Raw genomic sequence first — 25251 nt, 5'->3', positions numbered from 1 at the left:
ATTTTACCAATAGCATCCAGGGCGCGGAGTATATCATTATATGAAGATATACTGTGCGCTTTAACCGTATAATTGTTGCGCATCCACGGATGACCACACGCAACACCACGCTCTGCCGCCACAAGCCAACGGCGTATAACACCAGGATTCTGAAACCACTATGCCTAAGAAGACCGAGCAGCCAGTCAGCTTTGAAAGCTCTCTGAACGAACTGGAAAAAATCGTTACCCGCCTCGAATCAGGCGAACTGCCGCTGGACGATGCGCTAAATGAGTTCGAGCATGGCATCCAGCTCGCTCGCCAGGGTCAGCAAAAACTGCAACAGGCAGAACAGCGCGTACAAATCCTGCTGAGCGACGATCCCGAAGCGCCGCTGTCACCGTTTACGCCGGATAACGACTCGCTATGACTGATTTCAGCACGAAACTGAATGCACATTACCAACGCACTAACCGTATGTTGGGACATTTCATCGCCGACCTCCCCTTTCAGAGTAGTCCACTGGTCAATGCGATGGAGTATGGCTCACTCTTAGGAGGCAAACGCCTGCGCCCGTTTCTGGTTTATACTACTGGCGAACTGTTTGGCATGCCGTTAGAGAGTCTGGATGCGCCTGCTGCGGCAGTCGAATGTATCCATGCCTATTCATTGATTCATGACGATCTGCCGGCGATGGACGACGATGATTTACGCCGCGGGCAGCCGACCTGCCACATCAAATTTGGCGAAGCCAATGCCATTTTGGCAGGCGATGCATTGCAAACGCTGGCGTTCTCCATTTTGGCCGATGCGCCGATGCCACAGGTCTCTGACCGCGATCGGCTGGCGATGCTCTCAGAATTGGCTCACGCCAGTGGCGTAGCAGGCATGTGCGGTGGTCAGGCTTTCGACCTGGAAGCAGAAGGTCATCAGGTCGATCTGGCCGCGTTAGAGCGGATTCACCGCCACAAAACCGGTGCCTTGATTCGCGCCGCTGTCCGACTAGGCGCATTAGCAGCCGGTGAAACAGGCCGCGCCGCTTTGCCTCATCTGGATCGCTACGCTAACGCGATTGGGCTCGCTTTTCAGGTTCAGGACGATATTCTCGATGTTGTTGGCGACAGCGCGACAACAGGCAAACGTCAGGGTGCAGACCAGCAGCTAGGTAAAAGCACCTATCCCAGTTTATTGGGGTTAGATAACGCACGAAAAAAAGCACAGGAGCTCTATCAGGAATCACTGGCATCGCTTGACGATCTCGTCGCATCCAGCTCAATTCCCCTGAATATTGCCCCATTACAAGCGCTGGCGAATTTCATCGTTGAACGCGATAAGTAATTACCTAATGAGTCTCTAATGAGTTTTGATACCGCGAAGTACCCTACATTGGCGTTAGTGGAAACACCGGATGAACTTCGGTTGTTGCCGAAAGAGAGCCTGCCAAAGCTGTGCGATGAGCTGCGCCAATATCTGCTGGACAGCGTCAGCCGTTCAAGCGGTCATTTTGCTTCAGGGTTAGGGACGGTTGAATTAACGGTTGCACTGCATTACGTCTATAACACTCCTTTCGATCATCTGGTGTGGGATGTCGGCCATCAGGCTTATCCGCACAAGATCATTACTGGCCGTCGCGATCGTATTTCAACGATTCGTCAAAAAGGCGGCTTGCACCCTTTTCCATGGCGTGATGAAAGCGAATATGACGTATTAAGCGTCGGGCATTCATCCACCTCAATCAGTGCCGGACTCGGCATGGCCGTTGCGGCCGAGCGTGAAGGCAAAGGCCGCCGTACCGTTTGTGTGATTGGCGACGGCGCGATTACCGCAGGCATGGCCTTTGAGGCGATGAACCATGCGGGCGACATCAAATCCGATCTGCTGGTTGTGCTGAACGACAATGAAATGTCGATTTCAGAAAACGTCGGCGCACTGAACAACCATCTGGCGCAGCTGCTATCCGGCAAGCTCTATGCCAGCCTGCGCGAAGGCGGTAAAAAGGTCTTATCCGGCCTACCGCCTATCAAAGAGCTGGTGAAGCGCACCGAAGAACACCTTAAAGGCATGGTCGTGCCGGGCACACTATTTGAAGAACTGGGTTTTAACTATATCGGCCCGGTTGATGGTCATGACGTTCAGGCGCTGGCGCATACACTGAAAAATATGCGCAGCCTGAAAGGCCCGCAGCTCCTGCACATCATGACGAAGAAAGGCAAAGGTTACGCCCCTGCCGAACAGGATCCGATCAGTTGGCACGCCGTGCCGAAATTCGATCCGGCCAGCGGCACATTGCCGAAAAGCAAAGAAGGTGCCCAACCCACCTATTCCAAAATCTTCGGTCAATGGCTGCAGGAAACGGCCGCCAAAGACAGCAAGCTGATGGCAATCACGCCTGCAATGCGCGAAGGCTCGGGCATGGTGCAATTCTCCCGCGACTATCCACAGCAGTATTTTGACGTCGCGATTGCCGAACAGCATGCCGTCACGTTTGCTGCCGGTCTGGCGGTTGGTGGCTATCATCCGGTTGTCGCCATTTACTCCACTTTCCTGCAGCGTGCCTACGATCAGGTCATCCACGATGTGGCGATCCAGAATCTACCGGTTCTGTTTGCTATCGATCGCGGCGGTATTGTTGGTGCGGATGGGCAAACGCATCAGGGCGCGTTCGATCTCTCTTTCTTACGCTGTATCCCGAACATGATCATCATGACGCCCAGCGATGAAAATGAGTGTCGCCAGATGCTGCACACGGGCTATCACTACCAGAAAGGCCCTACGGCAGTGCGCTATCCGCGCGGAAATGGTACGGGTACGGAGCTGACGCCACTATCAGAACTGCCAATCGGTAAAGGCGTGGTGCGTCGTCAGGGCGAAACGATCGCGATTCTGAACTTCGGGACGCTCTTGCCGGAAGCCCAGATTGCCGCGGAGAAATTAAACGCCACGCTCGTCGACATGCGTTTTGTGAAACCGCTGGATGAAGCATTACTTGAAGAGCTGGCGCAGTCCCACAGCACGTTTGTGACGCTGGAAGAGAATGCGGTCATGGGCGGCGCAGGGAGCGGCGTGAATGAATTCCTGATGGCGAAACGCCTTGCCGTCCCGGTGCTGAACATTGGGCTACCGGACGTCTTTATCCCACAAGGCTCGCAGGAAGAAATCCGTGTCGATCTGGGCCTCGATGCCGCAGGTATCGAACGCAGAATCACGCAGTGGATGGAATAAGCGACTCACGATAACCGGGGCACATGGCCCCGGTTATCGTGGCTGAAAAAATCTGTCGAGCGGGAGTAACGGATAGATCGTAAAGACGCGATAAACACATCCCTGTGCGCTCGGCTTGCGCCATCCCTGGCGCAAACGCTTTACTCTTCTATTCCGTTACTCCCGTTTTCATTCGGTCAATAGGTTTGTCGGTTCTGAGCGGGGCACATAGTCCCGGTTCAATAGCGTTGTGACGTCAGAATATCGGCCAGTGATAGCCGATAAAGTAGATAATCCCCGCAGAGATCACCCCCGCAACGATATCGTCGATCATGATCCCCATGCCGCCATGCACGTTGCGGTCGAACCAGCGAATCGGCCAGGGTTTCCAGATATCCAGACAGCGGAAGACGACAAACCCAGCTGCTACCCATTGCCACTTATCCACCGGAATCGCCATCAGGGTAATCCACATGCCGACAAATTCGTCCCAGACGATGCTGCCGTGATCGTGAACGCCCATATCTTTCGCGGTCTGATGGCACAGGTAAACACCGATACAAATGCTCAGCATGACCAACAGCGAATACAATTCAAGCGGCAGGAACGACATGAGGTACCACAGTGGAATCGCCGCCAGCGACCCTACCGTACCCGGCATCCAGGGAGACAGACCGCTGCCAAATCCGGTTGCCAGCAGGTGCCACGGGTTACTCAGCCGTAAGCGGCGTTTTGCCACTTCAGCACCCTTCGCCTTGTTCGCAGAGTCAGTTTTGCTCGCTAAAATGGTCATACCCCTTCCAGTTCAGCTCGGTCGCTTTATTATCTCTGAAAAAGCGTAGCCCTTCAGAGGAAGGCCCGATTTGCCCGATGCAGGTGTAGTCAGCGCCGAGATGACCCAAGGCCAGTTCCAGCGCACCACGGTTAATTTCCGGCACGGTAAAGCACAACTCATAATCTTCGCCGCCAGATAGCGCCCAACGCAACGCCTGTTCTTCATCGACGCAGCCCCGCAGCCAATCAGATTGTGGGATCGCATCCAGATTAATACGCGCACCACACTCGCTGGCTTTAAGTATATGCTGTAGATCGGAGATGAGGCCGTCGGAAAGATCGATAGCTGAGCTGGCAAGATCGCGCAACGCCTGACCTTGCAGGATTCTCGGCTGAGGACGAAGGTGGCGTTGGATCAATCCCTGACGTGCCTTTTCATCATCAACGTGTAGTGTATTCTGGAGAATAGCCAGACCGGCCGCGCTGTCGCCTAATGAACCAGTAACATAAATCCAGTCACCAATTCTGGCCCCGCGACGCGTCAACGCCCGACCTGCTGGGACCAAACCGTGGATAGTCAGCGTCAGGCTCAGCGGGCCGCGCGTCGTATCACCACCCACCAATTGCATACCATAGTAATCAAGCAGCTCAAACAAGCTGTCGCTGTAGGCGGATAGCCACTGGCTATTGCTTTTAGGTAAGGTAATGGCCAGAGAAAGCCAGGCAGGATCGGCGCCCATTGCAGCCAGATCGCTTAAATTGACCGCCAGAGATTTGTAACCCAAATCGGCGGGATCGATGTCAGGTAGGAAATGAACGCCGGATACCAGCGTGTCGGTACTTACCGCCAGCATCTGTTTATCTGCCACCGTCAGTAACGCACAGTCATCACCGATGCCTAACTCAACATCGCGACGTGAACTTCGGACCCGATTAAAATAGCGGGCAATAAGGTCAAACTCACCTTCAACCATAACCTTTCCAGCCAGCCTATCATTCAAAAGCGATCAGGGCCGGATATCCGGCCCTGATTCGATTCATTTTACTTCTTGCCTTTCCGTACACTCGGAGCAGCTTTGTCTAGCACGCCATTCACAAACTTATGGCTATCTTCAGCACCGAAGATTTTAGCCAGTTCGATGGCCTCGTTAATCGCCACCTTGTAAGGAACGTCTTCGCGCTTGCTCAGCTCAAACATCGCCAAACGCAGAATCGCTTTTTCAACCTGTCCCAATTCCTCAATTTGACGAGACAGGAAAGGTGCCATCAGTTGATCAAGCTTCTCAGCCTGAGTGGCAACACCCGCCAGCAATTCACGGAAATAGGCAATGTCGACATCTTTGACATCCTGCTCGCTCAGGAATTGGTGTTCAACATCGGCAATATCATTTTTAGATATCTGCCAGGAGTAAAGCGCTTGAACCGCACATTCACGAGCGCGGCGACGAGCAGCAGGTTTCACGGAATTCCCCTTACTTAATCAGGCTTACTTAATCGCTTTCAATACATTAATCATTTCTAGCGCGGTCAAAGCAGCTTCAGCACCTTTGTTCCCCGCTTTCGTACCGGCACGCTCAATCGCCTGCTCAATGCTTTCCGTCGTCAGAACGCCGAAAGCAACAGGGATTTCACTGTCCATCGCAACAGAGGACAGGCCTGAGCTACATTCGCCAGCAACAAATTCAAAATGCGCTGTTCCACCACGGATGACCGTTCCCAGAGCAATCACGGCATCATATCCGCCATTTTTCGCGCTTTTGGTCAGTGCACGAACCGTCAATGGCAGTTCATAAGCACCCGGCACCCAGACAACGGTGATGTTTTCGTCTTTAACCTGACCGATGCGTTTCAATGCATCAATCGCACCGTCCAGCAGGCTGTCGTTAATAAAATGGTTAAAACGCGCAATCGCAATCGCCACACGGGCATCAGGAGTAGCAACAACACCTTCGATAACGTTCATAGCTTTCCTTGTATCTGGTCTTTATGGCCCGCAGGGGGGCGGATTCTATCATAATTTTTGTTGGCACGTATCCGGTTTTGTCGGACCTGCACCACGTATTTACATACACATCAGAATTTAGGTTTCAGGCGTAATCGCAAATCTGGGCCAACCTGGCGAACGTCTGCGATATCAAATTCTGGTGCCTGAGACAGCTGATCCAGTCCGGGCAAGAGGCATAGCGAACGGGCATTTTCACCCAACAGTTTGGGGGCAAGATAAACGATAAGTTCATCAACAACGCCAGCATTAAGCAGCGCACCGGCCAGACTGGCCCCGGCCTCGACCCAGACGGAGTTAATCTGCCGTCTCCCCAGTACCATCATCAACGCCACCAGATCAACACCGCCATTGTGCTGCGGTAGCATCACTTGTTCAACGCTCTGCGGCCACGCTTGTTCATCCGCCTGCACGCGCGCCAGCCAGGTCTCACCCGGTTGGCTAACAATCCGATGCTTTGGTGTGACGCGCTGCTGGCTGTCCACAATCACCCGCACGGGTTGCCTGAGATCTTCTTCTGAATAACGTTTCTGCACATCGTCACCCAGCTCTGACCAGCGTACAGTGAGAGAAGGATCGTCGGCTAACACCGTCGCACTGCTGCTCAGAATCGCTGCGCTCTGCGCACGAAAACGCTGCACATCCTGACGCGCCTGCGGTGAGGTAATCCACTGGCTTTCTCCCGACGCCATCGCAGTACGCCCATCCAAAGACGCCGCCATTTTGAGCTGCACGTAAGGAAAGCCCGTCCGCATACGTTTCAGGAAGCCTACATTCACCTTCTCAGCTTCAGCCATCATCAAACCATGACTGACGGCAATCCCCGCTTGCTGTAGGCGATGTAAACCACGCCCCGCCACCTGTGGATTCGGATCCTGCATCGCAGCAACCACGCGGGAAACGCCAGCAGTAATCAACGCATCGGCGCAAGGTGGCGTGCGGCCATAGTGGCTACACGGTTCCAATGTGACGTAGGCCGTCGCACCACGTGCGCGTTCCCCCGCCATTCTCAGCGCATGCACCTCCGCGTGTGGCTCACCAGCACGAAAATGATAGCCTTCACCTACAATTTCGCCATCACGAACAATCACGCAGCCAACATTAGGGTTGGGTGCGGTCGTGAAACAGCCACGGCGCGCCAGCTCTAACGCGCGCGCCATGTATAATTCATCCTGCGGCAAGTGGCCGTTTTCCTGAAAAGCGCTCATTCCCGAACCTCTTATCTCTATTGCACCGACGCGACTTAATCCTGCAAACGCGCAATCTCTTCGCCAAATTCGCGGATATCTTCAAAGCTGCGATACACCGATGCAAAGCGGATATAAGCCACTTTATCGAGCTTTCTCAACGCTTCCATCACCAGATTCCCCACCATTTTGGTGGTAACCTCGCGTTCTCCGGTAGCACGAAGATGAGATTTAATGTGATTAAGCGCCATTTCGACGTCATCAGAACTAACCGGCCTTTTTTCCAGCGCCTTCAGCATACCGCTACGCAATTTATCCTCATTAAAAGGCTCGCGTACTTCATTGCTTTTGATGACTCGCGGCATCACCAGTTCAGCCACTTCAAACGTGGTGAAGCGTTCATGACAAACCAGACACTGCCGACGACGACGTACTTGCGAACCTTCGCCGACCAGACGGGAATCAATGACTTTGGTATCAACAGCGGAACAAAACGGGCAATGCATGATGTGTCCTGACCAGTAATCCTTAAACGTAGCGACAGTTTACCCTGAATTAACGGACTAACCAAAACTCCTGATCCACGTTGCGAAGGGTTTCGCATCTTTCCGGTAATAGGATGAAAAAAGCTGTCTCACCTATGACTTAGGCTTAATCGCAGCTAAACTCAGCAACAGGGATCAACGGATCAATGAATAAAAACATCGAAAGGGGAACCACAGATATGAGAACCCGATATCGCGTACTGGCCTTCCTGCCGGCGCTAATTTTGCTCGCAGGGTGCGCTGAACAGCGCCAGATGCCCAAATTGCAGAATCAGATAGGCCAGCTCAATCAGCAGTTACAAACGCTGACCGATCAGGCCACGGCGTTAGAGCGACAAAATGCGTTGAATTCCCAGTCCACCTCCGGCGTTTACTTACTGCCAGCAGCACAAACCAGCACCGTACTGGAAAGCAGTATCGGCAGACTCAACGTATCGTTACGCAACATCGAGACTGAAGCGAATGGAACAAGCGCGTTGCTGCACATTCGCACGCTTGATGCGAAGGGGCTACCGGCCTTTGGTGCACAGCTTGACTGGGGACGGCTCGATCCTGTGAGCGGGAAGCCTTTAGCTGGCGACACGCAAACACAGTCGTTTGTCGTCTCGCCTACTCTGTTACCAAAAGCCGAAGCGATTATTGAATTGCGCCTGAGCGGCCTGTCGCCAGAAGAACTCGGCTTTGTTCGTTTACATCAGGTTCAGGAAATACAGAGTCCGCCACCCGTTGCCGCAACTGAGTCCCCTTAGTAAACGTATTTCCCAACGCTAAGATGCAAAAAACCCCGCAATGCGGGGTTTTTTATGTTTACAGTCAGCAGATTAAGGCAGGATAGACGGTTGGTCCGCCCCTTCTTTTTCCACTTTCTGAACGATCAGGTGTTCACGCTTCATACCCAGTTTCAACGCCAGAGCGGAAGAAACGTAGATAGAAGAGATCGTACCGATGATCACACCGATAAACATCGTCAACGAGAAGCCATGTAACAATGCACCACCGAAGACCATGAGAATCACAATCATCGCCAGCGTGGTCGCTGATGTGATGATGGTACGGTGCAACGTCTGTGTCAGAGAGATGTTGGTAATCTCGTAAGGTGTACCACGACGAACCTTGCGGAAGTTCTCACGAATACGGTCAGATACTACGATCTTATCGTTAAGTGAATAACCAATTACCGACATCAGCGACGCAATGATCGTTAGGTCAATCTCAATAGAGAACAGAGACAGCAGACCCATCGTGATGATCGTATCGTGCGCCAAAGCCAGTACGGCCCCCATCGCCAGACGCCATTCAAAACGAAAACCGATATAAATGAGGATAGCAATCAGCGCAGACATCAGCGCCAATGCGCCCGCCTGTGCCAAATCACTCCCCACGCTCGGTCCGACAAACTCAATACGTTTTACCGTTGCATGCTGCTGGAAGGTATCGTTCACCACCTTCAGCACTTTGTTACCGAGCGCTTCGTTCTCGCTGCCAGAAACGGGTGGCATACGTACCATCACGTCACGGCTGCTACCGAAATTCTGTACCTGCGGCTCTGAAAACCCAGAGGTCTCTAATGAACTACGCAGGACATCGAGATCGATCGGATTCTCAAGGTTAATCTCAATAACCGTACCACCGGTAAAATCGAGTCCCCAGTTGAAACCACGCACACCCATAATCGCGATAGAAGCGATGATCAGCAGACCGGAAATGGCAAATGCCAATGTGTCCCAGCGCATGAAATCATAGACTTTACGTCCATGATTGAGTTGTTCAATGTTGTATTCCTGTTCCTGTGCCACAACGCACTCCTAGATAGACAGCTTGTTGATACGTTTACCGCCGTAAAGCAGGTTAACGATGGCACGAGTACCGACGATCGCCGTAAACATTGAGGTCGCAATCCCAATCGCAGTCGTGATAGCAAACCCTTTGATAGAACCGGTACCAACCGCATACAGGATGATGACTTTAATCAACGTCGTGACGTTCGCATCAACAATCGAACTGAATGCACCTTTGTAGCCCTCATGAATGGCCTGTTGCACGGAGCGACCATTACTGAGTTCTTCTTTGATACGTTCGTTAATGAGTACGTTAGCATCGACGGCAACCGCCAGCGTAAGCACGATACCCGCGATACCCGGCATGGTCAGCGTCGCCCCTGGTAGCAGTGACATCACGCCGACAATCAACACCAGGTTAGCAACCAGCGCACTGGTCGCGATGACACCAAACTTCTTGTAGAAGAAGACCATAAAGAGGATCGATGCGATCAAGCCCCACAAACAGGCTTCCAGACCCTGAGTGATGTTTTGCATCCCCAGCGTTGGCCCAATGGTACGTTCTTCAACGATCTGGATCGGCGCAATCAGCGCACCCGCACGCAGCAGCAGAGAAAGCTGACGCGCTTCGTTCGGGTTATCAATACCGGTAATACGGAAGCTGTTACCCAGTCGCGACTGAATCGTCGCTACGTTGATCACTTCTTCGTGTTTTTCCAATATCGAACGGCCGGTCGCATCTTTTTTGCCGCTGTCTTTGTATTCCACAAAGAGCGTCGCCATCAGCTTACCGATACTGTCTTTGGTGAAGTTGGACATGGTGTTGCCACCCGCGCTGTCCAGAGAAATATTCACCTGAGGCTGGTTATATTCATCCGTACTCGATGTCGAATCGGTAATATGGTCGCCCGTCAGAATCACACGCTTGAACAACACCACTGGTGAGCCGTCACGCATGTTCTTCACTTCAGAGTCGCCCGGCACACGGCCGTTCGCCGCTGCGGTTGCATCAGCATTACTGTTGACCAGACGGAATTCCAGCGTAGCGGTTGCACCAAGAATTTCTTTCGCGCGCGCCGTGTCCTGAATACCCGGTAACTCAACGACGATGCGATCGGCACCCTGACGCTGTACCAGCGGCTCAGCAACACCCAATTGGTTCACACGGTTACGCAGGATATTGATGTTCTGCTGTACGGCGTATTCACGTGCTTCACGCAGACGTTCGTCAGACATCACTGCGCGCAGCAGATTGCTGCCGCTGCTGCTGAGAACCAGATTGCGGTGACGAGTGGTCAGATAGTTGATGCCCTCATCACGCGTTTGAGCATCACGGAAACGAATTTCGACACCGTAATTATCAATTTTACGCACGGAGGCATAAGGAATGTTCTTCTCACGCAGATCGCTGCGCAAAGAGTCCATTGTTTGTTCTTGTAGTTTACCCAGCGCCGTATCCATATCCACTTCCATCAGGAAGTGAACGCCGCCGCGCAGGTCAAGCCCCAGTTTCATCGGTTCAGCGCCCAACAACCGCAGCCAGGTTGGCGTAGCAGGTGCCAGGTTAAGTGCAACGACGAACTTTTCGCCCAGCTCATTAACGAGCGCTTCACGCGCACGGAGCTGAATATCAGGGTTAGAGAAGCGAGCCAGAATTGCACCGTTTTCCAATGCAATCGACTTACTGGTAATGTTCTGTTCTTTTAAAACATTCTGGACTTGGATCAGCGTCGTTTCGCTGGCGGCGGTTCCCCGCGCGCCAGTAACTTGTACCGCCGGATCCTCACCATATAGGTTAGGAAGTGCGTAGAGCAGGCCGACAAACAACACCACGACCAGCATCAGGTACTTCCACAAAGGATAACGATTTAACACGGCAGTTCCCTTCGGGAAAATCGGAAATTACAGGGCCTTAATCGTGCCCTTCGGCAGCACGGCAGCCACGAAATCACGTTTGATAACCACTTCATTGGTCTCGTTCAACGCAATCGCAATATAGCCAGTTTCGGATACTTTGGTTACGCGACCAACCAGACCACCGGTCGTTAAGACTTCATCGCCCTTGCCGATAGAATCCATTAACTTTTTGTGTTCCTTAGCGCGTTTTTGCTGAGGACGCAGGATCATAAAGTAGAAAATCAGACCAAAAACGGCCAGCATAATAACCAGAGAGTACGGGCTTCCCTGAGCCGGAGCGCCGGTTGCAGCTACAGCATCGGAGATGAAAAGACTCATTTAAATATCCTCTTTTTTGTCAAAAGATAAGCTATCAAAAAGATAAGTTATCAACCTTATAATCGTAAAAACGCTTCACAACAAAATACAATTCATAACAAAATACAATGCATAGCAAACGGACTATCAGCTGCTTGCGGCAACGTCTTTTTCAGCAAGCGGCGGAATCGGTTTGCCTATACGTTGGTAAAAATCCACCACAAAGTGCTCTAATTTACCCTCTTCAATGGCCTGACGTAAACCTGCCATTAAACGCTGATAATAACGCAAGTTATGAATGGTATTGAGTCGTGCTCCGAGTATTTCGTTGCAACGGTCAAGATGATGCAAGTAGGCGCGGCTATAATTGCGACACGTGTAGCAATCACAGTGTTCATCCAGCGAGCTGACGTCATCTTTATGCTTCGCATTACGGATTTTCACTACGCCATCAGTCACGAAGAGATGCCCGTTACGTGCGTTGCGCGTTGGCATCACACAGTCAAACATATCGACACCGCGGCGGACACCTTCGACTAAGTCTTCCGGCTTGCCAACGCCCATCAAGTAGCGCGGTTTATCTTCTGGAATCTGCGGGCAAACGTGCTCCAGAATACGGTGCATATCTTCTTTCGGCTCACCGACAGCCAAACCGCCCACAGCGTACCCATCAAAGCCAATGTCTACCAGCCCTTTTACGGATACATCACGTAAATCTTCGTAAACACTTCCCTGAATAATACCGAACAGCGCATTTTTATTCTCCAGCTCATCAAAACGCTGACGGCTGCGTTTTGCCCAGCGCAGTGACATCTCCATCGAGCGCTTGGCGTAATCCCAATCGGCAGGGTACGGCGTACATTCATCAAAGATCATGACGATGTCGGAACCGAGATCGTGCTGAATCTCCATCGATTTTTCCGGGCTAAGGAAAATAGAGTCCCCGTTGATCGGGTTACGGAAATGCACGCCCTGTTCGGTAATCTTGCGAATATCGCCGAGGCTGAACACCTGAAAACCGCCGGAATCCGTCAGAATCGGGCCGTGCCAGTTCATGAAGTCGTGCAGATCGCCATGCAGCTTCATGATTTCCTGACCGGGACGCAGCCACAGATGGAACGTATTGCCGAGCAGAATCTGTGCGCCGGTCTCTTTCACTTCTTCCGGCGTCATGCCTTTCACCGTGCCGTACGTCCCCACGGGCATAAAAGCCGGGGTTTCTACGACGCCACGTTCAAAAATCAATCTACCGCGTCGCGCACGGCCGTCCGTTGTTTGTAATTCGTACTTCACTTAGCCTCCAGCATCAGAAAAACAGTCTGATGGTAATGATGTATTAACGCCTGACAGAGCGTGGTCTGTGGCGTTCCTATTATGTGGAAAGTGGATTTATCCCACGCTTTCCTGCTCGGCCATCGGGTTGTGCGTAATAAACATCGCATCACCGTAGCTGAAAAAACGATATTGCTCTGCCACCGCCTGACGGTAGGCAGACATCGTGTTCTGGTAACCGGCAAAGGCCGACACCAGCATGATTAACGTCGATTCGGGTAGATGGAAATTGGTCACCAGCGCATCGATAATGCGGTAGTGATAGCCCGGATAGATGAAAATTTTGGTATCGCCGAAGAACGGTTCAATCGCCGCGTTCTGGCTGGCCTGCGCGGCACTTTCCAGTGAACGTACCGAAGTGGTACCAACGGCAATCACGCGGTTTCCCCGCGCTTTGCACGCCAAAACGGCATCAACGACATCTTGCGGCACTTCAGCATATTCGGCGTGCATGATGTGATCTTCAATCGTATCGACACGTACAGGCTGGAAAGTCCCCGCCCCCACGTGCAGCGTCACGAACGTCATGTCGATGCCCTTCTCGCGCAATGCGGCCAACATCGGCTCATCAAAATGTAAGCCCGCCGTCGGTGCCGCTACGGCACCCGGACGTTGGCTATACACCGTCTGATAAAGCTCACGGTCGGCGTCTTCATCGGGTCTGTCGATATAAGGTGGCAACGGCATGTGGCCAATATCATTCAGGATCGACAGAACATCGCGAGAATCATCGAAATGCAGCTCGAATAGCGCATCGTGGCGAGCGGCCATCGTGGCTTTGACGCTTTCGTCATCGCCCAGCAGCAGTTCCGTACCCGGTTTTGGCGCTTTTGACGCCCGAACGTGCGCCAGCACGCGATGGTCATCCAACACACGCTCGACCAGCACTTCCAGTTTGCCGCCGCTGGCTTTACGGCCAAACAGACGAGCAGGAATCACGCGCGTATTGTTGAACACCAGCAGATCGCCGGGATTCAGTTTATCCAGCAAATCGGTAAACACGCCGTGCGTCAGATTTCCCGTCGGCCCGTCCAGCGATAGCAGGCGACAACCACTGCGTTCCGCTTGTGGATAATGGGCAATCAATGATTCAGGAAGTTCAAACGAAAAATCGGTAACACGCATGGCAATTCACTTAGCTGTAATACATTAAAAATGGGCGGCCTAGTCTAGAGCCGCAAGCGCATGGCTGCAAGAAATAAGCACCTGAGTCGTGGAATGCATTATACCCAATAGATTTCGAGATACAGGAAGGCGGCAACTGAGGGAGTCCCCAAGAGCTTACATCAGTAAGTGACTGGGGTGACCAAGGGCAGCCAACGAGCCTGTAACTCGAAAGATGAAGGGTATATACTAGCGCCATGAATTTTCTTGCTCACCTTCACCTGGCCACGCTGGCCGACAGCTCCCTATTAGGTAATCTGATGGCGGATTTCGTGCGCGGCAACCCGCAGGACAGCTACGCTGACGAGATCGTCGCGGGTATTCGTCTGCATCGTCGCGTTGATTCGCTGACCGACAGCCTGCCGGAAGTCAAACAGGCGCGTCAGTATTTCAGCGATGAATTCCGCCGCGTTTCGCCGATTACGCTAGATGTCCTGTGGGATCACTATCTTGCGCGTCACTGGCTACAGCTGGTGCCGGATACGCCCTTGCAAGCCTTTATCGACGATGCGCAATCACAAATCGAGCCGCATCTGGCGCACACGCCGGAACGCTTTCAGAACCTGAATCGCTATCTGTGGCCGGAACGCTGGATGACCCGTTACGCAGAGCTGCCGTTTATCGCCGATGTGCTGCACAGAATGTCGGTACGCCGTCCGAAACTCGCTGCGCTGTCCGGCTCTTTTCAGGATATCGAGCAGCACTATCACCAATTTGAAATACTCTTCTGGCAGTTTTACCCACGGATGATGCAATTAGCGAAAGCGCAGCAGCTATAAGATCGCGATTTTTCCGTTTTTCTACGCGACGTATTGCCCTTTCCGTCAAAAGGGATAATGTAGCCCCTTGAAAGGAAATAGCGATGAGTTCAATAGACAGAAGCTATCTCATTGATTGGTCTCTTTGCCTGTATTCACTCAGGTAGAGTCCCTATACTAGTCGCTGTTTTTTATATCATCCGATCATTAACCGCTATCTACAGGAGTAATTATGGTCCTGGTAACTCGTCAAGCCCCAGACTTCACCGCAGCTGCCGTTTTAGGCAGTGGCGAAATCGTCGAAAATTTCAACCTGAAGAAGCACATCAACGGTAAAGCTGCCGTGATCTTCTTCTGGCCGATGGACTTCACCTTCGTTTGTCCGTCAGAGCTGATTGCTTTCGATCACCGCTATGCCGAGTTCAAGAAACGCGGTGTAGAAGTGGTTGGCGTTTCCTTCGACTCCGAGTTTGTTCACAACGCATGGCGTAAAACCCCTGTGGACAAAGGCGGCATCGGCGAAGTGCAATACGCGATGGTTGCTGACATCAAGCGCGAAATCCAGAAGGCCTACGGCATTGAGCACCCAGAAGCTGGTGTTGCACTGCGTGGTTCTTTCCTGATCGACAAAAACGGCGTAGTTCGTCACCAGGTGGTGAACGATCTGCCGCTGGGTCGTAACATCGATGAAATGCTGCGTACCGTTGACGCCCTGCAATTCCACGAAGAGCACGGCGAAGTGTGCCCGGCGCAGTGGGAAAAAGGTAAATCCGGTATGGGCGCGTCACCAGACGGCGTAGCAAAATACCTGTCTGAGAACGCAGACAAGCTGTAATTCCTCATCCTGCCGACATGGCAATATGATGACCAAGCCAGTTGCGATGCGACTGGCTTTTTCTTTGTCCGCAAGTTATCCCTCTGCTCTTCTTCACCTCTCACCACCTCTTCCCAGCGATATCTTAAATAATACAAAAGGTTGACTAGGGGCGCTAAATCCTTAGCCTTAAAGCCACATCGTGTTAATACACGACAGATTCACTGGAATAAAAGGAGAACGCATGCAACAAAATCTCGCGCTGTGGCTGAGAGAAGCTGGAATACAACACGCTAGCATCATTGCGTTACTGATTGTTCTTGGGCTGATATTGCTCATTTCTGCCGTCATCCACCTGATTTTTCATCAGGTGGTGCTGAAAAGAATGGTACTGCGCTCACTCAATAAACCGGGAAAAACCGAGGGACACGGGTGGAAACAGGCGCTGACGCAGCACAACTTGTTTAACCGTCTTGCCTTCTTGCTACAAGGGGTGATCCTGAATATTCAGGTTTTTGTGTGGCTTCCCACGCAGAGTGAAACCCGCGAAGCGCTAATCATCTGTTCCCAGGTGTGGATCATGGTTTTTGCGCTGCTGTCCTTGTTCTCGCTCCTCGATGTTCTGCTCAACGTTTCCGCCCGAACCAAAGTCGCGGCTCAATTGCCGCTGCGCGGTATTTTCCAGAGCCTGAAGCTGATCGCCACCATCGTCATCAGCATTATGGTCGTGTCACTGCTCATCGGGAAATCGCCGCTGATTCTGATTAGCGGATTAGGCGCGATGGCCGCCGTCCTGATGTTGGTGTTCAAAGACCCGATTATGGGATTGGTCGCGGGCATCCAACTCTCCGCCAACGACATGTTAACGCTGGGCGACTGGCTCGAAATGCCGAAATACGGCGCTGACGGGGCCGTTATCGATATCGGACTGACAACGGTAAAAGTGAGAAACTGGGATAATACCGTCACCACCATTCCCACCTACGCGTTAGTCTCCGATTCTTTTAAGAACTGGCGTTCGATGTCCGAATCAGGCGGACGGCGCCTCAAGCGCAGCATCAATATCGATACCACCAGCGTGCATTTCATGACGGAAGACGAACAGGCGCGATTGCTGCGCAGCAAGTTACTGTCACCTTATATTCAGAACAAAAAGAGCGAGCTAGAGCAGCACAATACACAGTCCGATTGCGATCTGACATCCCCGCTGAACGGCCGTCGTTTGACGAATTTAGGCACGTTCCGCGCCTACCTTCAGGTTTATCTGCGCACCCATCCGGGTATTCATAAAGGGATGACGCTGATGGTGCGGCAGCTTGCGCCAACGTCAGAAGGGGTACCGCTGGAAATTTATGCGTTTACCAACACGACCGCTTGGGTCGATTACGAAAGCATTCAGTCTGATATTTTCGACCATATCTTTGCGATCTTACCAGAGTTCGATCTCCGTATTCATCAAATCCCAACCGGCCACGATATGCGGATCATGGCGCAGCAAATGACGGCTCCGAAAGCGTAATATCTCATGCAAAGGAACGAACGCCGCTGACACCGAATGAAAACGGGAGTAACGGAATAGAAGAGTAAAGCGTTTGCGCCAGGGACAAAAACGTCAGGAACGTTTTTGAACGTCGTTTGCGACGGCCCTGCAAGGGTGAATCTCAGGGATGAGATTCATATTGCGCAAGCCGAGCGTACATGGACGTATTCACAGCGTCTTTACGATCTATCCGTTACTCCCGCTCTGCGGACTTTGTCAGCAACCTCGCTTCTTCTGATAACAAGCGACTAGCTTAATTCTGTGCCGCTACCGCGTTCTGACGCTTCTTCTTCCAGACATAGCCCACTAACAGCAGCACTATCCAAATGATGCCGACATACAGCGACACACGCGTGTCCGGGAAGTAGCCAATCAAACCAATGATGAAGAACAGGAAGACGATGCCGAACACGGAGGTCACGATGCCGCCGCGCAGTGGGAACGCCAGCGCTTTCACTTCATCCGGGCTCAGACGACGGCGGAAGGCGATCTGAGAAAACAGAATCATGATCCACACCCACACCGTTGCAAAGGTTGCCAGTGAAGCAATCACCAGGAAAACTTTACCGGGCATAATGTAATTCAGGTACACCGCCACTAGCAGCGCCGTCATCATTACAACAACCGTGACCCACGGGATACCACGCTTGGAAATACGGCCAAACACCTTCGGTGCATGCCCCTGCTCCGCCATCCCATGCAGCATTCGGCCAACGCCGAAGACATCGCTGTTAATCGCCGACAGCGACGCGGTAATCACAACGAAGTTCAGGATACCTGCCGCCGCCGTAATGCCCATATGCTGGAACGTCAGCACGAACGGGCTCCCGTTGGTGCCAACCTGATTCCACGGGTAAATCGACATAATGACGAACAGCGTACCGACATAGAACACCAGAATACGCCACGGCACAGAGTTAATCGCACGAGGGATAGACTTCTGTGGGTCTTTGGCCTCACCGGCCGTAATCCCGATAATCTCCACGCCGCCATACGCAAACATCACCAGCTGCAGCGAGAGAATCATCCCCATCACACCGTTACTGAAGAACCCGCCATTGGTCCAGAGGTTGTGGATACCCGTCGGTTCCCCCCCGTTGCCAATACCCCAGATGATGATGCCGATCCCGGCCGCGATCATGATGATAATGGTGGCAACTTTGAAGAAAGAGAGCCAAAACTCCAGTTCACCAAAGGCTTTCACATTCATCAGGTTAATGGCACCAATGATGAGCACCACACTCAGAACCCACACCCAGTGCGGCACGGCAGGGAACCAGACGCCCATGTAGATGCCAAACGCGGTCACATCGGCAATGGCGACAATCAGCATCTCAAAGCAGTAGGTCCAGCCGGTGATATACCCCGCCAATGGCCCGAGATAATCCTGCGCATAGCGGGAAAACGAGCTGGACTGCGGGTTGTGCACCGACATTTCGCCCAGTGCGCGCATGATGATATACGCGACAACCCCGCCGATCAGATAAGCCAGCAATACACTGGGGCCAGCCATTTGGATCGCACTCGCGGAACCATAAAACAGACCGGTTCCGATCGCCGAACCAAGGGCGATAAAGCGGATATGCCGCGTGCTTAACCCACGCTTGAGCTTGGAGGATGGTTGTTCCATTGATAAGCAACCCTGTCTTATATAAAGGAAAACATTACAAAAAGAAAAACCACAGGCAAAGACCTGTGGTGCAGAAAACCAACGTTGTGCTGGAGCGGCACGCTATCCCTACCGCTCCAGTGCTATCAGGTATTAACGGTATTATTGATGTACCGTCACTTCCTGACGACCACAAAGTCTGTCGTAAATCACTGCAACCAGCAAAATCAGCAGTGACGGCGGCAGCCAGGCCAACCCTTGTTCGCTCAGCGGCAGGTTGAGGCTCCACTCCGGCAACAGCGATTTGAAGGCCGACGATTTTACACCATCAATCATGCCAAATAACAGACTGACTAACATGACGGGGGCCACAATACGTGAAGCGCTATTCCACCAACGCAGCGTAAAGCTCAATAAAACCAGAATGATACACGGTGGATAAATCGCCGTCAGTACAGGAATGGAAAGTTGAATCAGATGGCTCAAGCCCAGATTAGACACCACCATCGAGAACGTTCCCAGCACAAACACCAGCGTGCGGTAAGACAACGGCAGGTATTGCGCAAAGAATTCAGCACAGGCACAGGTCAGCCCCACCGCCGTCACCAGACACGCGATAAAGATTAACAACGCCAGGAAGCTGCTTCCCATGTTACCGAACGTGTGTTGCACATAAGCATGGAGAATCTCGGCTCCATTCTGCGCTTGCGGCACCAGTTCACCACTGACGGAACCGAGCTGGAACAGGCTCAGATAGACCAGCGTCAGACCGATACCAGCAATTAATCCTGCCCATACAGTGTAACGCGTCAGCAGTGCTGAACTTGTGACCCCGCGCGAGCGCGCAGCATTCACGATCACGATACCAAAGACCATTGCGCCCAACGTATCCATCGTCAGATAGCCGTTGACGAAACCATTAGAGAACGGCAGTTGCTCATACGTTTCTGTCGCCGGGATAGGCGAACCAGCAGGCCACAGGACCGCAGCAATACCCAGTACTGCCAGCGCAATGATCTTTAACGGTGCCAGCACATGGCCGACCGTATCCAGCAGTTTGCCCGGATACAGGGAAATCGCGATCACAATGGCAAAATAAATCAGACTATAAATCAGCAGCGGAGAGGCTCCGTTGCCGACCAAAGGAGCAAGACCGACTTCAAACGAGACGGTTGCCGTGCGCGGCGTTGCGAACAGTGGCCCAACAGCCAGATAGCACACGGTCGCCAGAACAACACCGGCCTTTTTACCAATCGGCGAGCTCAGCGCATCAACGCCACCGCCAACCCGGGCAAGCGCGATCACGGTCAATACAGGTAGACCAACCGCCGTCAGCAGAAAGCCAAGCGCTGCGGTCCAAACGTGCTCTCCCGCCTGCAATCCCACCATCGGCGGGAAAATAATATTTCCTGCCCCCACGAACAAAGCAAAGGTCATAAAACCTAATGCCACGATATCTTTGGAAGTTAAACGATGACTCATAGTTATGTCGTGTTGCCTGTATCAAATCGATAAAAAGAAAACGGTGCCGTTTATCGCCGCCAGAAGCCATTCACAAAGGGCTAGCCCGAAGCTGACGCCAACACTCTGGAGACGCGAAAGATGGTGAGCATAGAGGAGTTATTTTTTGCACAGCCATATTGGGTGCTAAGTAAAACGTTTATAGCGTAAAAAGACAAGCGGAGATCCAAAAACCAGAGTATCAAGCCTAACTATGCCAAAAAATAAGAATATAAATTGGTTTATCCTGATTTGCATAACACATGATTTGCGCATTTATCGATATTTCATTGCAATAAAACTGACAAAAACCGGAATAAAATGCGTTGTTCGATCATAAAAAAACATATTTCACAAAAACGTCGCGGGTAGAAGGCAAGATTGCGGCCACAAAAAAGGCCGGATCGTATGATCCAGCCTCTGTATATCCACTGCGGGGATAAGTTTACTTCACCGGTATCACCACACGCGATTGGCGATATCCACAACAAGTTTCAGCTTATTCCACTGCTGCTCTTCCGTCAGGCTGTTGCCCTCTTCCGTTGAAGCAAAGCCACACTGTGGGCTCAGGCAAATCTGGCTGAGATCGACATATTTTGCCGCTTCCGCGATGCGCGCCTGCACCACCTCTGCCTCTTCCAGTTCACCGTTCTTCGTGGTGATCAGTCCCAGCACCACCTGCTGATGGCCCGGCTTCACAAAACGCAGTGGCTCAAATCCACCCGCTCTCTCGGTATCGTATTCCAGGAAGAATGCATCAACATTCACTTCGCCAAACAGTATTTCTGCCACAGGCTCGTATCCGCCTTCAGAAATCCAGGTCGAGCGGAAATTACCGCGACAGACGTGTAATCCGATAACCAGATCCGCAGGCTTATCAGCCAGCGCTTTGTTCAGCACATCCGCATAGGTTCGCGCCAGCTGTGCCGGATCTTCACCACGCTCACGGATCTGGCGTTTTTGATCGTCAGAGCACAGGTAGGCCCATACGGTGTCATCCAGTTGCAGGAAGCGGCAACCAGCGTCATAAAATGCGTGAATCGCATCGCGCCAGGTTTGTGCCAAATCGTCGAAATAGTCCGCTAAATCGGGATAAACCGTCGCATCAATCGCTTTGCGGCCGCCACGGAAATGCATCACGCTAGGGCTTGGAATCGTCATTTTAGCGACGGCATCGCCAGAAATGCTGTTCAGGTAACGGAAATGATCGAGCATCGGATGCTGAGGATTGAAACTCACTTTATCCACGACGCGAATCGCATGGGATTTGGTCTGAATACCGTTGAATTGAATACCGTGATCGGCTTCGTAACGCTCCACGCCGTTCAAGTCGGCAAAGAAATCGAAGTGCCACCAGGCACGACGCAGTTCACCATCCGTCACAACCTGCAGGCCCGCTTCACGCTGCTTTTCTACCACCCGCAGAATCTCGCGATCTTCAATGCTACGCAGCGCAGCATCATCAATCTCGCCCGCCTGATGCTGAAGACGTGCTTCCTTGATCGCTGCCGGACGCAAGAAACTGCCGACGGTATCAGCACGGAAAGGGGATAAGGTATTCGCCATATGTCGCTCCTGACATGTTGCCAGCACCGCTCTTCAGGAAAGAAGCATGCTGACAGATAGTTTCAATGTGAAATATTTGCCCAGAGGGATAGTTACATTTAACCTTATTTAGCCATCTGGACGTCTAAATTTAAAACTATCCTGTCACGGGGCGAATCACAGGGCAATGGAAGAATTTTCACGTCACATGAAGAAAGTTCATCTAACGTGAAAACATCGCAAACTCGTAGGAGGAAATCGGAAGAATTATTCTGGCAGACCAATCTGCTGACGTGCATGGCGACGCGTTGCTTCCGGCAGTGGCAAATAGCCATCCTGATTCACCAGCGCCTGCCCTGTGTCAGACAGCACTCGCGCTAAGAATGCCGCCGTCAGCGCTTCCAACGGCTGGCTGGGCGCTTTATTCACATAGATATAGAGATAGCGGGTGTAAGGGTATAAACCGCTGCGGATATTTTCAGTCGAGGGGTAGATGTAGTCGGTGCCTTGTGCAGCTAACGGCAGCATTCTCACGCCGCTGGTACGAAAGCCCACGCTGGCATAGCCAATGGCATCGGTTGACGCCGCAACCGCTTGTACGACAGATGCCGAACCGGGCAGTTCATTAACCTGAGGAAGGAAATCGCCACGGCACAGCGCCTTTTGCTTAAAGAACCCATAGGTTCCCGACGCAGAATTTCGCCCATAGCGCAGTAGCGTGCGTTTTTCCCAACTGCCGTGCAGGCCGAGATCGCCCCACTGTTTTATCGGCTGGTGGTTACCGCAGCGCTGCGTAATCGAAAAGATGGCGTCCAGCTGCGACAAGTTCAGCCCAGGCAGCGGGTTATCCTGATTGACCAGCACGACCAGCGCATCCATCGCCACCGGCACCGCCAGCGGCGGGTAACCATAATGCTGGACGAATGCCTCAATCTCGCTGGCCTTCATCGCCCTGCTCATCGGCCCAAGCTGTGCGGCACCCGATGCCAGAGAGGTCGGCGCAGAGGACGACCCAGCGGCCTGAATCTGTAAATTCACGTTCGGGTAATGCTGGCTGAAATCCGCCGCCCAAAAGGCCATCAGGTTAGCCAGCGTATCTGACCCTGCGCTGGAGAGGTTACCTGCCAGCATCTGACGAGGTTGTGCGGAGCACAACGCGCTGAACAGCAGTAAAAAAGCGCCCGCAATGCGAGTGGCGGATGTCATAGATAGCGTTTTCCGTCAGGCTGAAGGTTTCACCGTATTTTCAGCCAGAGAGGCGGGGACAATCAACCGATTCGGCAACGTAAAGACGAAACGCGAACCCAGACCATCCTCACTCATGATCTCCAGACGGGAATCATGATGGCTGAGCGCATGCTTAACAATCGCCAGCCCCAATCCGCTGCCGCCTGTTTGTCGTGAGCGCGCCTTATCCACCCGATAAAAGCGTTCTGTCAGGCGCGGCAAGTGCTCGGCCGCAATGCCCGGCCCGTTGTCGCTGACCTGAAATTGCGCGCCCTGCGGGATCTTCTGCCAGCAGACTTCGATACGCGTTCCCGCTGGCGTATGGTTGACTGCGTTATACACCAGATTGGATACCGCACTGCGCAGCTGTTCTTCATTACCAAACACGCGGAGGCTTTCGTTCACACGAAAGACGATCTCATGACGCCCCTGACTCAGCGTCTGCGCTTCACGCTGCAATACGCGCAGCATCAACGGAATATCGACCTTTTCATTCAGATCGATTGCCGTCGCCGCCTCAATACGGGACAGGGTCAGCAGCTGTTTGACCAGCCCGTCCATACGTCGGGTCTGTTCCTGCATGGTATTCAGCGCTTTTCCGCGTAGCGCCGCATCCAGCGTTTCTTCCTGCATCATTTCCAGATAGCCCTGCAACACCGTCAGCGGCGTACGCAGTTCATGGCTCACGTTGGCAAAAAAGTTACGTCTGGCACCTTCAAGCTGGTGCATTTGCGTAATATCACGCGCCACCATCAATAACTGGCCTTCGGAATAGGGCATCACGCGGAATTCAACATGGTGGGAATTATTCAACTGCAGCGTGAGAGGACGGCTAAAATCCTGTCCTTTCATGTAATTCGTGAATTCGGGATAGCGCAATAAGTTGAGGATATTCTGACCGTTATCTTCCGGCCAGCGGAAATTCAACAGGTGCTGCGCCAGATGGTTACACCAGAAGATGGTGCCATCTTCGGTGGTGATCACCACCGCATCGGGCAAAGACTCAGCACCGCTGCGAAACCGCTTGATCAGAAGCGCCAGCTCACGGCGTCGGCGTCGGTTACGCAACTGCATCTGATAGAGCCCGTAAAACAGCGGCTCCCAGCTCCAGCGGCCGGGCGGTGGCGTCATGCTGCGGTCAACCCACAGCCAATAAGAGAGTTTTAGCTGGTTATAAAAATTCCAGCACAGCAAGCCTAATACGGCGACCAGCAGAAACCAGGGCAGATAGCCAAAAATCAGCCCCAGCAGTAAAGCGGGTAAACAAAAAAAAGCTAGCTCCAATGCCAGCCTTTTCCAGGATAAACGTTCTAGCACGTTAATGTGTCTCCGGTTACGATCACCTCAGTAACGCGTTGAAAAACGGTAGCCCGTTCCCCGAACGGTTTGCACCATTTTGTCATGTCCGCTGGTTTCCAGCGCTTTACGCAGGCGACGAATATGGACGTCGACAGTACGATCCTCAACATAAACGTTAGTGCCCCAAACGTGATTCAGCAACTGTTCCCGGCTATAAACACGTTCAGGATGCGTCATAAAGAAATGCAGCAGTTTAAATTCCGTCGGTCCCATGTCCAACGCGTGCTCTTCGGTCGTCACGCGATGTGAGGAAGGATCGAGGCTCAGGCCACGCATTTCAATCACTTCTTCCACTGCCATCGGTGAAATGCGGCGCATGACGGCTTTGATACGCGCCACCAATTCTTTGGGTGAAAACGGTTTGGTAATGTAATCATCCGCTCCCACTTCAAGCCCGCGCACGCGGTCTTCTTCTTCGCCACGCGCGGTCAACATCATCACCGGGATATCACGCGTCAGCGCTTCGCGCTTCATATGTTTGATGAATTGCAGGCCCGACCCGCCTGGCAGCATCCAGTCCAATAACACCAGTTCCGGGAATGGCTCCGACAGTTGCGTTACCGCGCTGTCATAGTCTTCAGCTTCAACAGGTTGATAACCATTTTGTTCCAGTACAAAGCAGACCATTTCACGAATTGGTGCTTCATCTTCCACGACTAATATGCGTTTTGCCATTGTTAATCCTGTCGTTAATCATCGTCGCTGTTAGCAGGCGGAGGCATT

The 25251-nt window shown here is 52.5% G+C and carries 24 protein-coding genes; 7 read left to right on the top strand and 17 right to left on the bottom strand.

The features are described from left to right. Positions 1–160 precede the first annotated feature (160 nt). The 3 genes from xseB to dxs are packed head-to-tail and all read left to right on the top strand — an operon-like array spanning position 161 to position 3201. Positions 161–409: an exodeoxyribonuclease VII small subunit gene (xseB, locus tag HP572_RS02895; RefSeq protein ID WP_010282080.1), complete on the top strand. Its 249-nt coding sequence runs from the start codon at positions 161–163 to the stop codon at positions 407–409. Beyond that, positions 406–1317: a (2E,6E)-farnesyl diphosphate synthase gene (ispA, locus tag HP572_RS02890; RefSeq protein WP_240584739.1), complete on the top strand. Its 912-nt coding sequence runs from the start codon at positions 406–408 to the stop codon at positions 1315–1317. Before xseB ends, ispA begins: the two co-directional genes overlap by 4 nt. An 18-nt stretch (positions 1318–1335) precedes the next feature. Next, entirely contained in the window at positions 1336–3201 is a 1866-nt protein-coding gene (dxs, locus tag HP572_RS02885; protein ID WP_205552816.1) for a 1-deoxy-D-xylulose-5-phosphate synthase, read from the top strand. A 235-nt stretch (positions 3202–3436) separates the two neighbouring features. Here the strand turns inward: dxs and pgpA are convergent, their stop codons facing one another. The 6 genes from pgpA to nrdR all read right to left on the bottom strand — a co-directional run bounded on the left by pgpA (position 3437) and on the right by nrdR (position 7649). Beyond that, on the bottom strand, positions 3437–3973 hold the full coding sequence (gene pgpA, locus HP572_RS02880; RefSeq protein WP_010299080.1) for a phosphatidylglycerophosphatase A: 537 nt from the start codon (positions 3971–3973) through the stop codon (positions 3437–3439). Beyond that, positions 3948–4928 carry a thiamine-phosphate kinase gene (thiL, locus tag HP572_RS02875; RefSeq protein ID WP_095993932.1) on the bottom strand — a complete coding sequence of 327 codons (981 nt, stop codon included), beginning with the start codon at positions 4926–4928 and terminating at the stop codon, positions 3948–3950. Before thiL ends, pgpA begins: the two co-directional genes overlap by 26 nt. Positions 4929–4996: 68 nt before the next feature. Next, the gene (gene nusB, locus HP572_RS02870) at positions 4997–5416 is read right to left on the bottom strand and encodes a transcription antitermination factor NusB (RefSeq protein WP_205552817.1); all 420 of its coding nucleotides are present in this window, start codon (positions 5414–5416) and stop codon (positions 4997–4999) included. 24 nt (positions 5417–5440) lie between these two features. Continuing rightward, positions 5441–5917, bottom strand: coding sequence for a 6,7-dimethyl-8-ribityllumazine synthase (ribE, locus tag HP572_RS02865; protein ID WP_010282064.1), 477 nt, complete (start codon positions 5915–5917; stop codon positions 5441–5443). Between the two features lie 110 nt (positions 5918–6027). Next, positions 6028–7164: a bifunctional diaminohydroxyphosphoribosylaminopyrimidine deaminase/5-amino-6-(5-phosphoribosylamino)uracil reductase RibD gene (gene ribD, locus HP572_RS02860; protein ID WP_240584738.1), complete on the bottom strand. Its 1137-nt coding sequence runs from the start codon at positions 7162–7164 to the stop codon at positions 6028–6030. A 35-nt stretch (positions 7165–7199) separates the two neighbouring features. Further along, on the bottom strand, positions 7200–7649 hold the full coding sequence (nrdR, locus tag HP572_RS02855) for a transcriptional regulator NrdR (RefSeq protein WP_010282042.1): 450 nt from the start codon (positions 7647–7649) through the stop codon (positions 7200–7202). A gap of 218 nt (positions 7650–7867) precedes the next feature. Here nrdR and HP572_RS02850 point away from each other — a divergent pair, with 218 nt between their 5' ends. Then, on the top strand, positions 7868–8437 hold the full coding sequence (locus tag HP572_RS02850; protein WP_205552822.1) for a DUF3251 domain-containing protein: 570 nt from the start codon (positions 7868–7870) through the stop codon (positions 8435–8437). A 72-nt stretch (positions 8438–8509) separates the two neighbouring features. Here the strand turns inward: HP572_RS02850 and secF are convergent, their stop codons facing one another. The 5 genes from secF to queA all read right to left on the bottom strand — a co-directional run bounded on the left by secF (position 8510) and on the right by queA (position 14137). Continuing rightward, positions 8510–9421, bottom strand: a complete 912-nt coding sequence (gene secF, locus HP572_RS02845) for a protein translocase subunit SecF (protein WP_240346531.1) — start codon at positions 9419–9421, stop codon at positions 8510–8512. Between the two features lie 72 nt (positions 9422–9493). Continuing rightward, on the bottom strand, positions 9494–11341 hold the full coding sequence (gene secD, locus HP572_RS02840) for a protein translocase subunit SecD (protein ID WP_072012398.1): 1848 nt from the start codon (positions 11339–11341) through the stop codon (positions 9494–9496). A gap of 27 nt (positions 11342–11368) precedes the next feature. Further along, a complete protein-coding gene (gene yajC, locus HP572_RS02835; RefSeq protein WP_010282033.1) occupies positions 11369–11701 on the bottom strand; it encodes a preprotein translocase subunit YajC in 333 nt (110 codons plus the stop codon). 126 nt (positions 11702–11827) lie between these two features. Then, positions 11828–12973 carry a tRNA guanosine(34) transglycosylase Tgt gene (tgt, locus tag HP572_RS02830; protein WP_010299058.1) on the bottom strand — a complete coding sequence of 382 codons (1146 nt, stop codon included), beginning with the start codon at positions 12971–12973 and terminating at the stop codon, positions 11828–11830. 96 nt (positions 12974–13069) lie between these two features. Continuing rightward, a complete protein-coding gene (gene queA / locus HP572_RS02825; RefSeq protein WP_240584737.1) occupies positions 13070–14137 on the bottom strand; it encodes a tRNA preQ1(34) S-adenosylmethionine ribosyltransferase-isomerase QueA in 1068 nt (355 codons plus the stop codon). Positions 14138–14373: 236 nt separating this feature from the next. On the opposite strand from queA, the gene HP572_RS02820 reads away from it, so the two are divergent. From HP572_RS02820 to HP572_RS02810, 3 genes are all read left to right on the top strand, one after another. Further along, positions 14374–14955 carry an ACP phosphodiesterase gene (locus tag HP572_RS02820; protein WP_039472344.1) on the top strand — a complete coding sequence of 194 codons (582 nt, stop codon included), beginning with the start codon at positions 14374–14376 and terminating at the stop codon, positions 14953–14955. A gap of 211 nt (positions 14956–15166) precedes the next feature. Continuing rightward, a complete protein-coding gene (locus HP572_RS02815; protein WP_010299049.1) occupies positions 15167–15769 on the top strand; it encodes a peroxiredoxin C in 603 nt (200 codons plus the stop codon). Positions 15770–15992: 223 nt separating this feature from the next. After that, positions 15993–17267, top strand: coding sequence for a mechanosensitive ion channel family protein (locus HP572_RS02810; protein ID WP_240584736.1), 1275 nt, complete (start codon positions 15993–15995; stop codon positions 17265–17267). A 274-nt stretch (positions 17268–17541) separates the two neighbouring features. On the opposite strand, the gene proY is transcribed toward HP572_RS02810, so the two are convergent. The 6 genes from proY to phoB all read right to left on the bottom strand — a co-directional run bounded on the left by proY (position 17542) and on the right by phoB (position 25203). Continuing rightward, positions 17542–18918, bottom strand: coding sequence for a proline-specific permease ProY (gene proY, locus HP572_RS02805; protein WP_240584735.1), 1377 nt, complete (start codon positions 18916–18918; stop codon positions 17542–17544). Between the two features lie 141 nt (positions 18919–19059). Further along, on the bottom strand, positions 19060–20379 hold the full coding sequence (gene brnQ, locus HP572_RS02800) for a branched-chain amino acid transport system II carrier protein (protein WP_205552832.1): 1320 nt from the start codon (positions 20377–20379) through the stop codon (positions 19060–19062). Positions 20380–20856: 477 nt separating this feature from the next. Next, the gene (locus HP572_RS02795; RefSeq protein WP_193397573.1) at positions 20857–21963 is read right to left on the bottom strand and encodes a cobalamin-independent methionine synthase II family protein; all 1107 of its coding nucleotides are present in this window, start codon (positions 21961–21963) and stop codon (positions 20857–20859) included. A 246-nt stretch (positions 21964–22209) separates the two neighbouring features. Further along, a complete protein-coding gene (locus HP572_RS02790; protein ID WP_240584734.1) occupies positions 22210–23148 on the bottom strand; it encodes a PstS family phosphate ABC transporter substrate-binding protein in 939 nt (312 codons plus the stop codon). Between the two features lie 15 nt (positions 23149–23163). Then, on the bottom strand, positions 23164–24486 hold the full coding sequence (phoR, locus tag HP572_RS02785; protein WP_240584733.1) for a phosphate regulon sensor histidine kinase PhoR: 1323 nt from the start codon (positions 24484–24486) through the stop codon (positions 23164–23166). Between the two features lie 27 nt (positions 24487–24513). Beyond that, entirely contained in the window at positions 24514–25203 is a 690-nt protein-coding gene (gene phoB, locus HP572_RS02780; protein WP_005975981.1) for a phosphate response regulator transcription factor PhoB, read from the bottom strand. Positions 25204–25251 lie beyond the last annotated feature (48 nt).

Origin of the sequence: Pectobacterium sp. PL64 (assembly GCF_022477975.1) — a bacterium.
GTDB classification, from domain to species: Bacteria; Pseudomonadota; Gammaproteobacteria; order Enterobacterales; family Enterobacteriaceae; genus Pectobacterium; species Pectobacterium jejuense.
Note: the sequence above shows the minus strand (reverse complement) of the source record. Positions and strands in the feature narration are given on the sequence as shown.

Bases quoted from the DNA above. Each gene is read 5' to 3' on its own strand.
- xseB (WP_010282080.1), top strand. From the start codon at position 161: ATGCCTAAGAAGACCGAGCAGCCAGTCAGCTTTGAAAGCTCTCTGAAC.
- ispA (WP_240584739.1), top strand. From the start codon at position 406: ATGACTGATTTCAGCACGAAACTGAATGCACATTACCAACGCACTAAC.
- dxs (WP_205552816.1), top strand. From the start codon at position 1,336: ATGAGTTTTGATACCGCGAAGTACCCTACATTGGCGTTAGTGGAAACA.
- pgpA (WP_010299080.1), bottom strand. From the start codon at position 3,973: ATGACCATTTTAGCGAGCAAAACTGACTCTGCGAACAAGGCGAAGGGT.
- thiL (WP_095993932.1), bottom strand. From the start codon at position 4,928: ATGGTTGAAGGTGAGTTTGACCTTATTGCCCGCTATTTTAATCGGGTC.
- ribE (WP_010282064.1), bottom strand. From the start codon at position 5,917: ATGAACGTTATCGAAGGTGTTGTTGCTACTCCTGATGCCCGTGTGGCG.
- ribD (WP_240584738.1), bottom strand. From the start codon at position 7,164: ATGAGCGCTTTTCAGGAAAACGGCCACTTGCCGCAGGATGAATTATAC.
- nrdR (WP_010282042.1), bottom strand. From the start codon at position 7,649: ATGCATTGCCCGTTTTGTTCCGCTGTTGATACCAAAGTCATTGATTCC.
- HP572_RS02850 (WP_205552822.1), top strand. From the start codon at position 7,868: ATGAGAACCCGATATCGCGTACTGGCCTTCCTGCCGGCGCTAATTTTG.
- secF (WP_240346531.1), bottom strand. From the start codon at position 9,421: ATGCGCTGGGACACATTGGCATTTGCCATTTCCGGTCTGCTGATCATC.
- yajC (WP_010282033.1), bottom strand. From the start codon at position 11,701: ATGAGTCTTTTCATCTCCGATGCTGTAGCTGCAACCGGCGCTCCGGCT.
- queA (WP_240584737.1), bottom strand. From the start codon at position 14,137: ATGCGTGTTACCGATTTTTCGTTTGAACTTCCTGAATCATTGATTGCC.
- HP572_RS02820 (WP_039472344.1), top strand. From the start codon at position 14,374: ATGAATTTTCTTGCTCACCTTCACCTGGCCACGCTGGCCGACAGCTCC.
- HP572_RS02815 (WP_010299049.1), top strand. From the start codon at position 15,167: ATGGTCCTGGTAACTCGTCAAGCCCCAGACTTCACCGCAGCTGCCGTT.
- HP572_RS02810 (WP_240584736.1), top strand. From the start codon at position 15,993: ATGCAACAAAATCTCGCGCTGTGGCTGAGAGAAGCTGGAATACAACAC.
- proY (WP_240584735.1), bottom strand. From the start codon at position 18,918: ATGGAACAACCATCCTCCAAGCTCAAGCGTGGGTTAAGCACGCGGCAT.
- brnQ (WP_205552832.1), bottom strand. From the start codon at position 20,379: ATGAGTCATCGTTTAACTTCCAAAGATATCGTGGCATTAGGTTTTATG.
- HP572_RS02795 (WP_193397573.1), bottom strand. From the start codon at position 21,963: ATGGCGAATACCTTATCCCCTTTCCGTGCTGATACCGTCGGCAGTTTC.
- HP572_RS02790 (WP_240584734.1), bottom strand. From the start codon at position 23,148: ATGACATCCGCCACTCGCATTGCGGGCGCTTTTTTACTGCTGTTCAGC.
- phoB (WP_005975981.1), bottom strand. From the start codon at position 25,203: ATGGCAAAACGCATATTAGTCGTGGAAGATGAAGCACCAATTCGTGAA.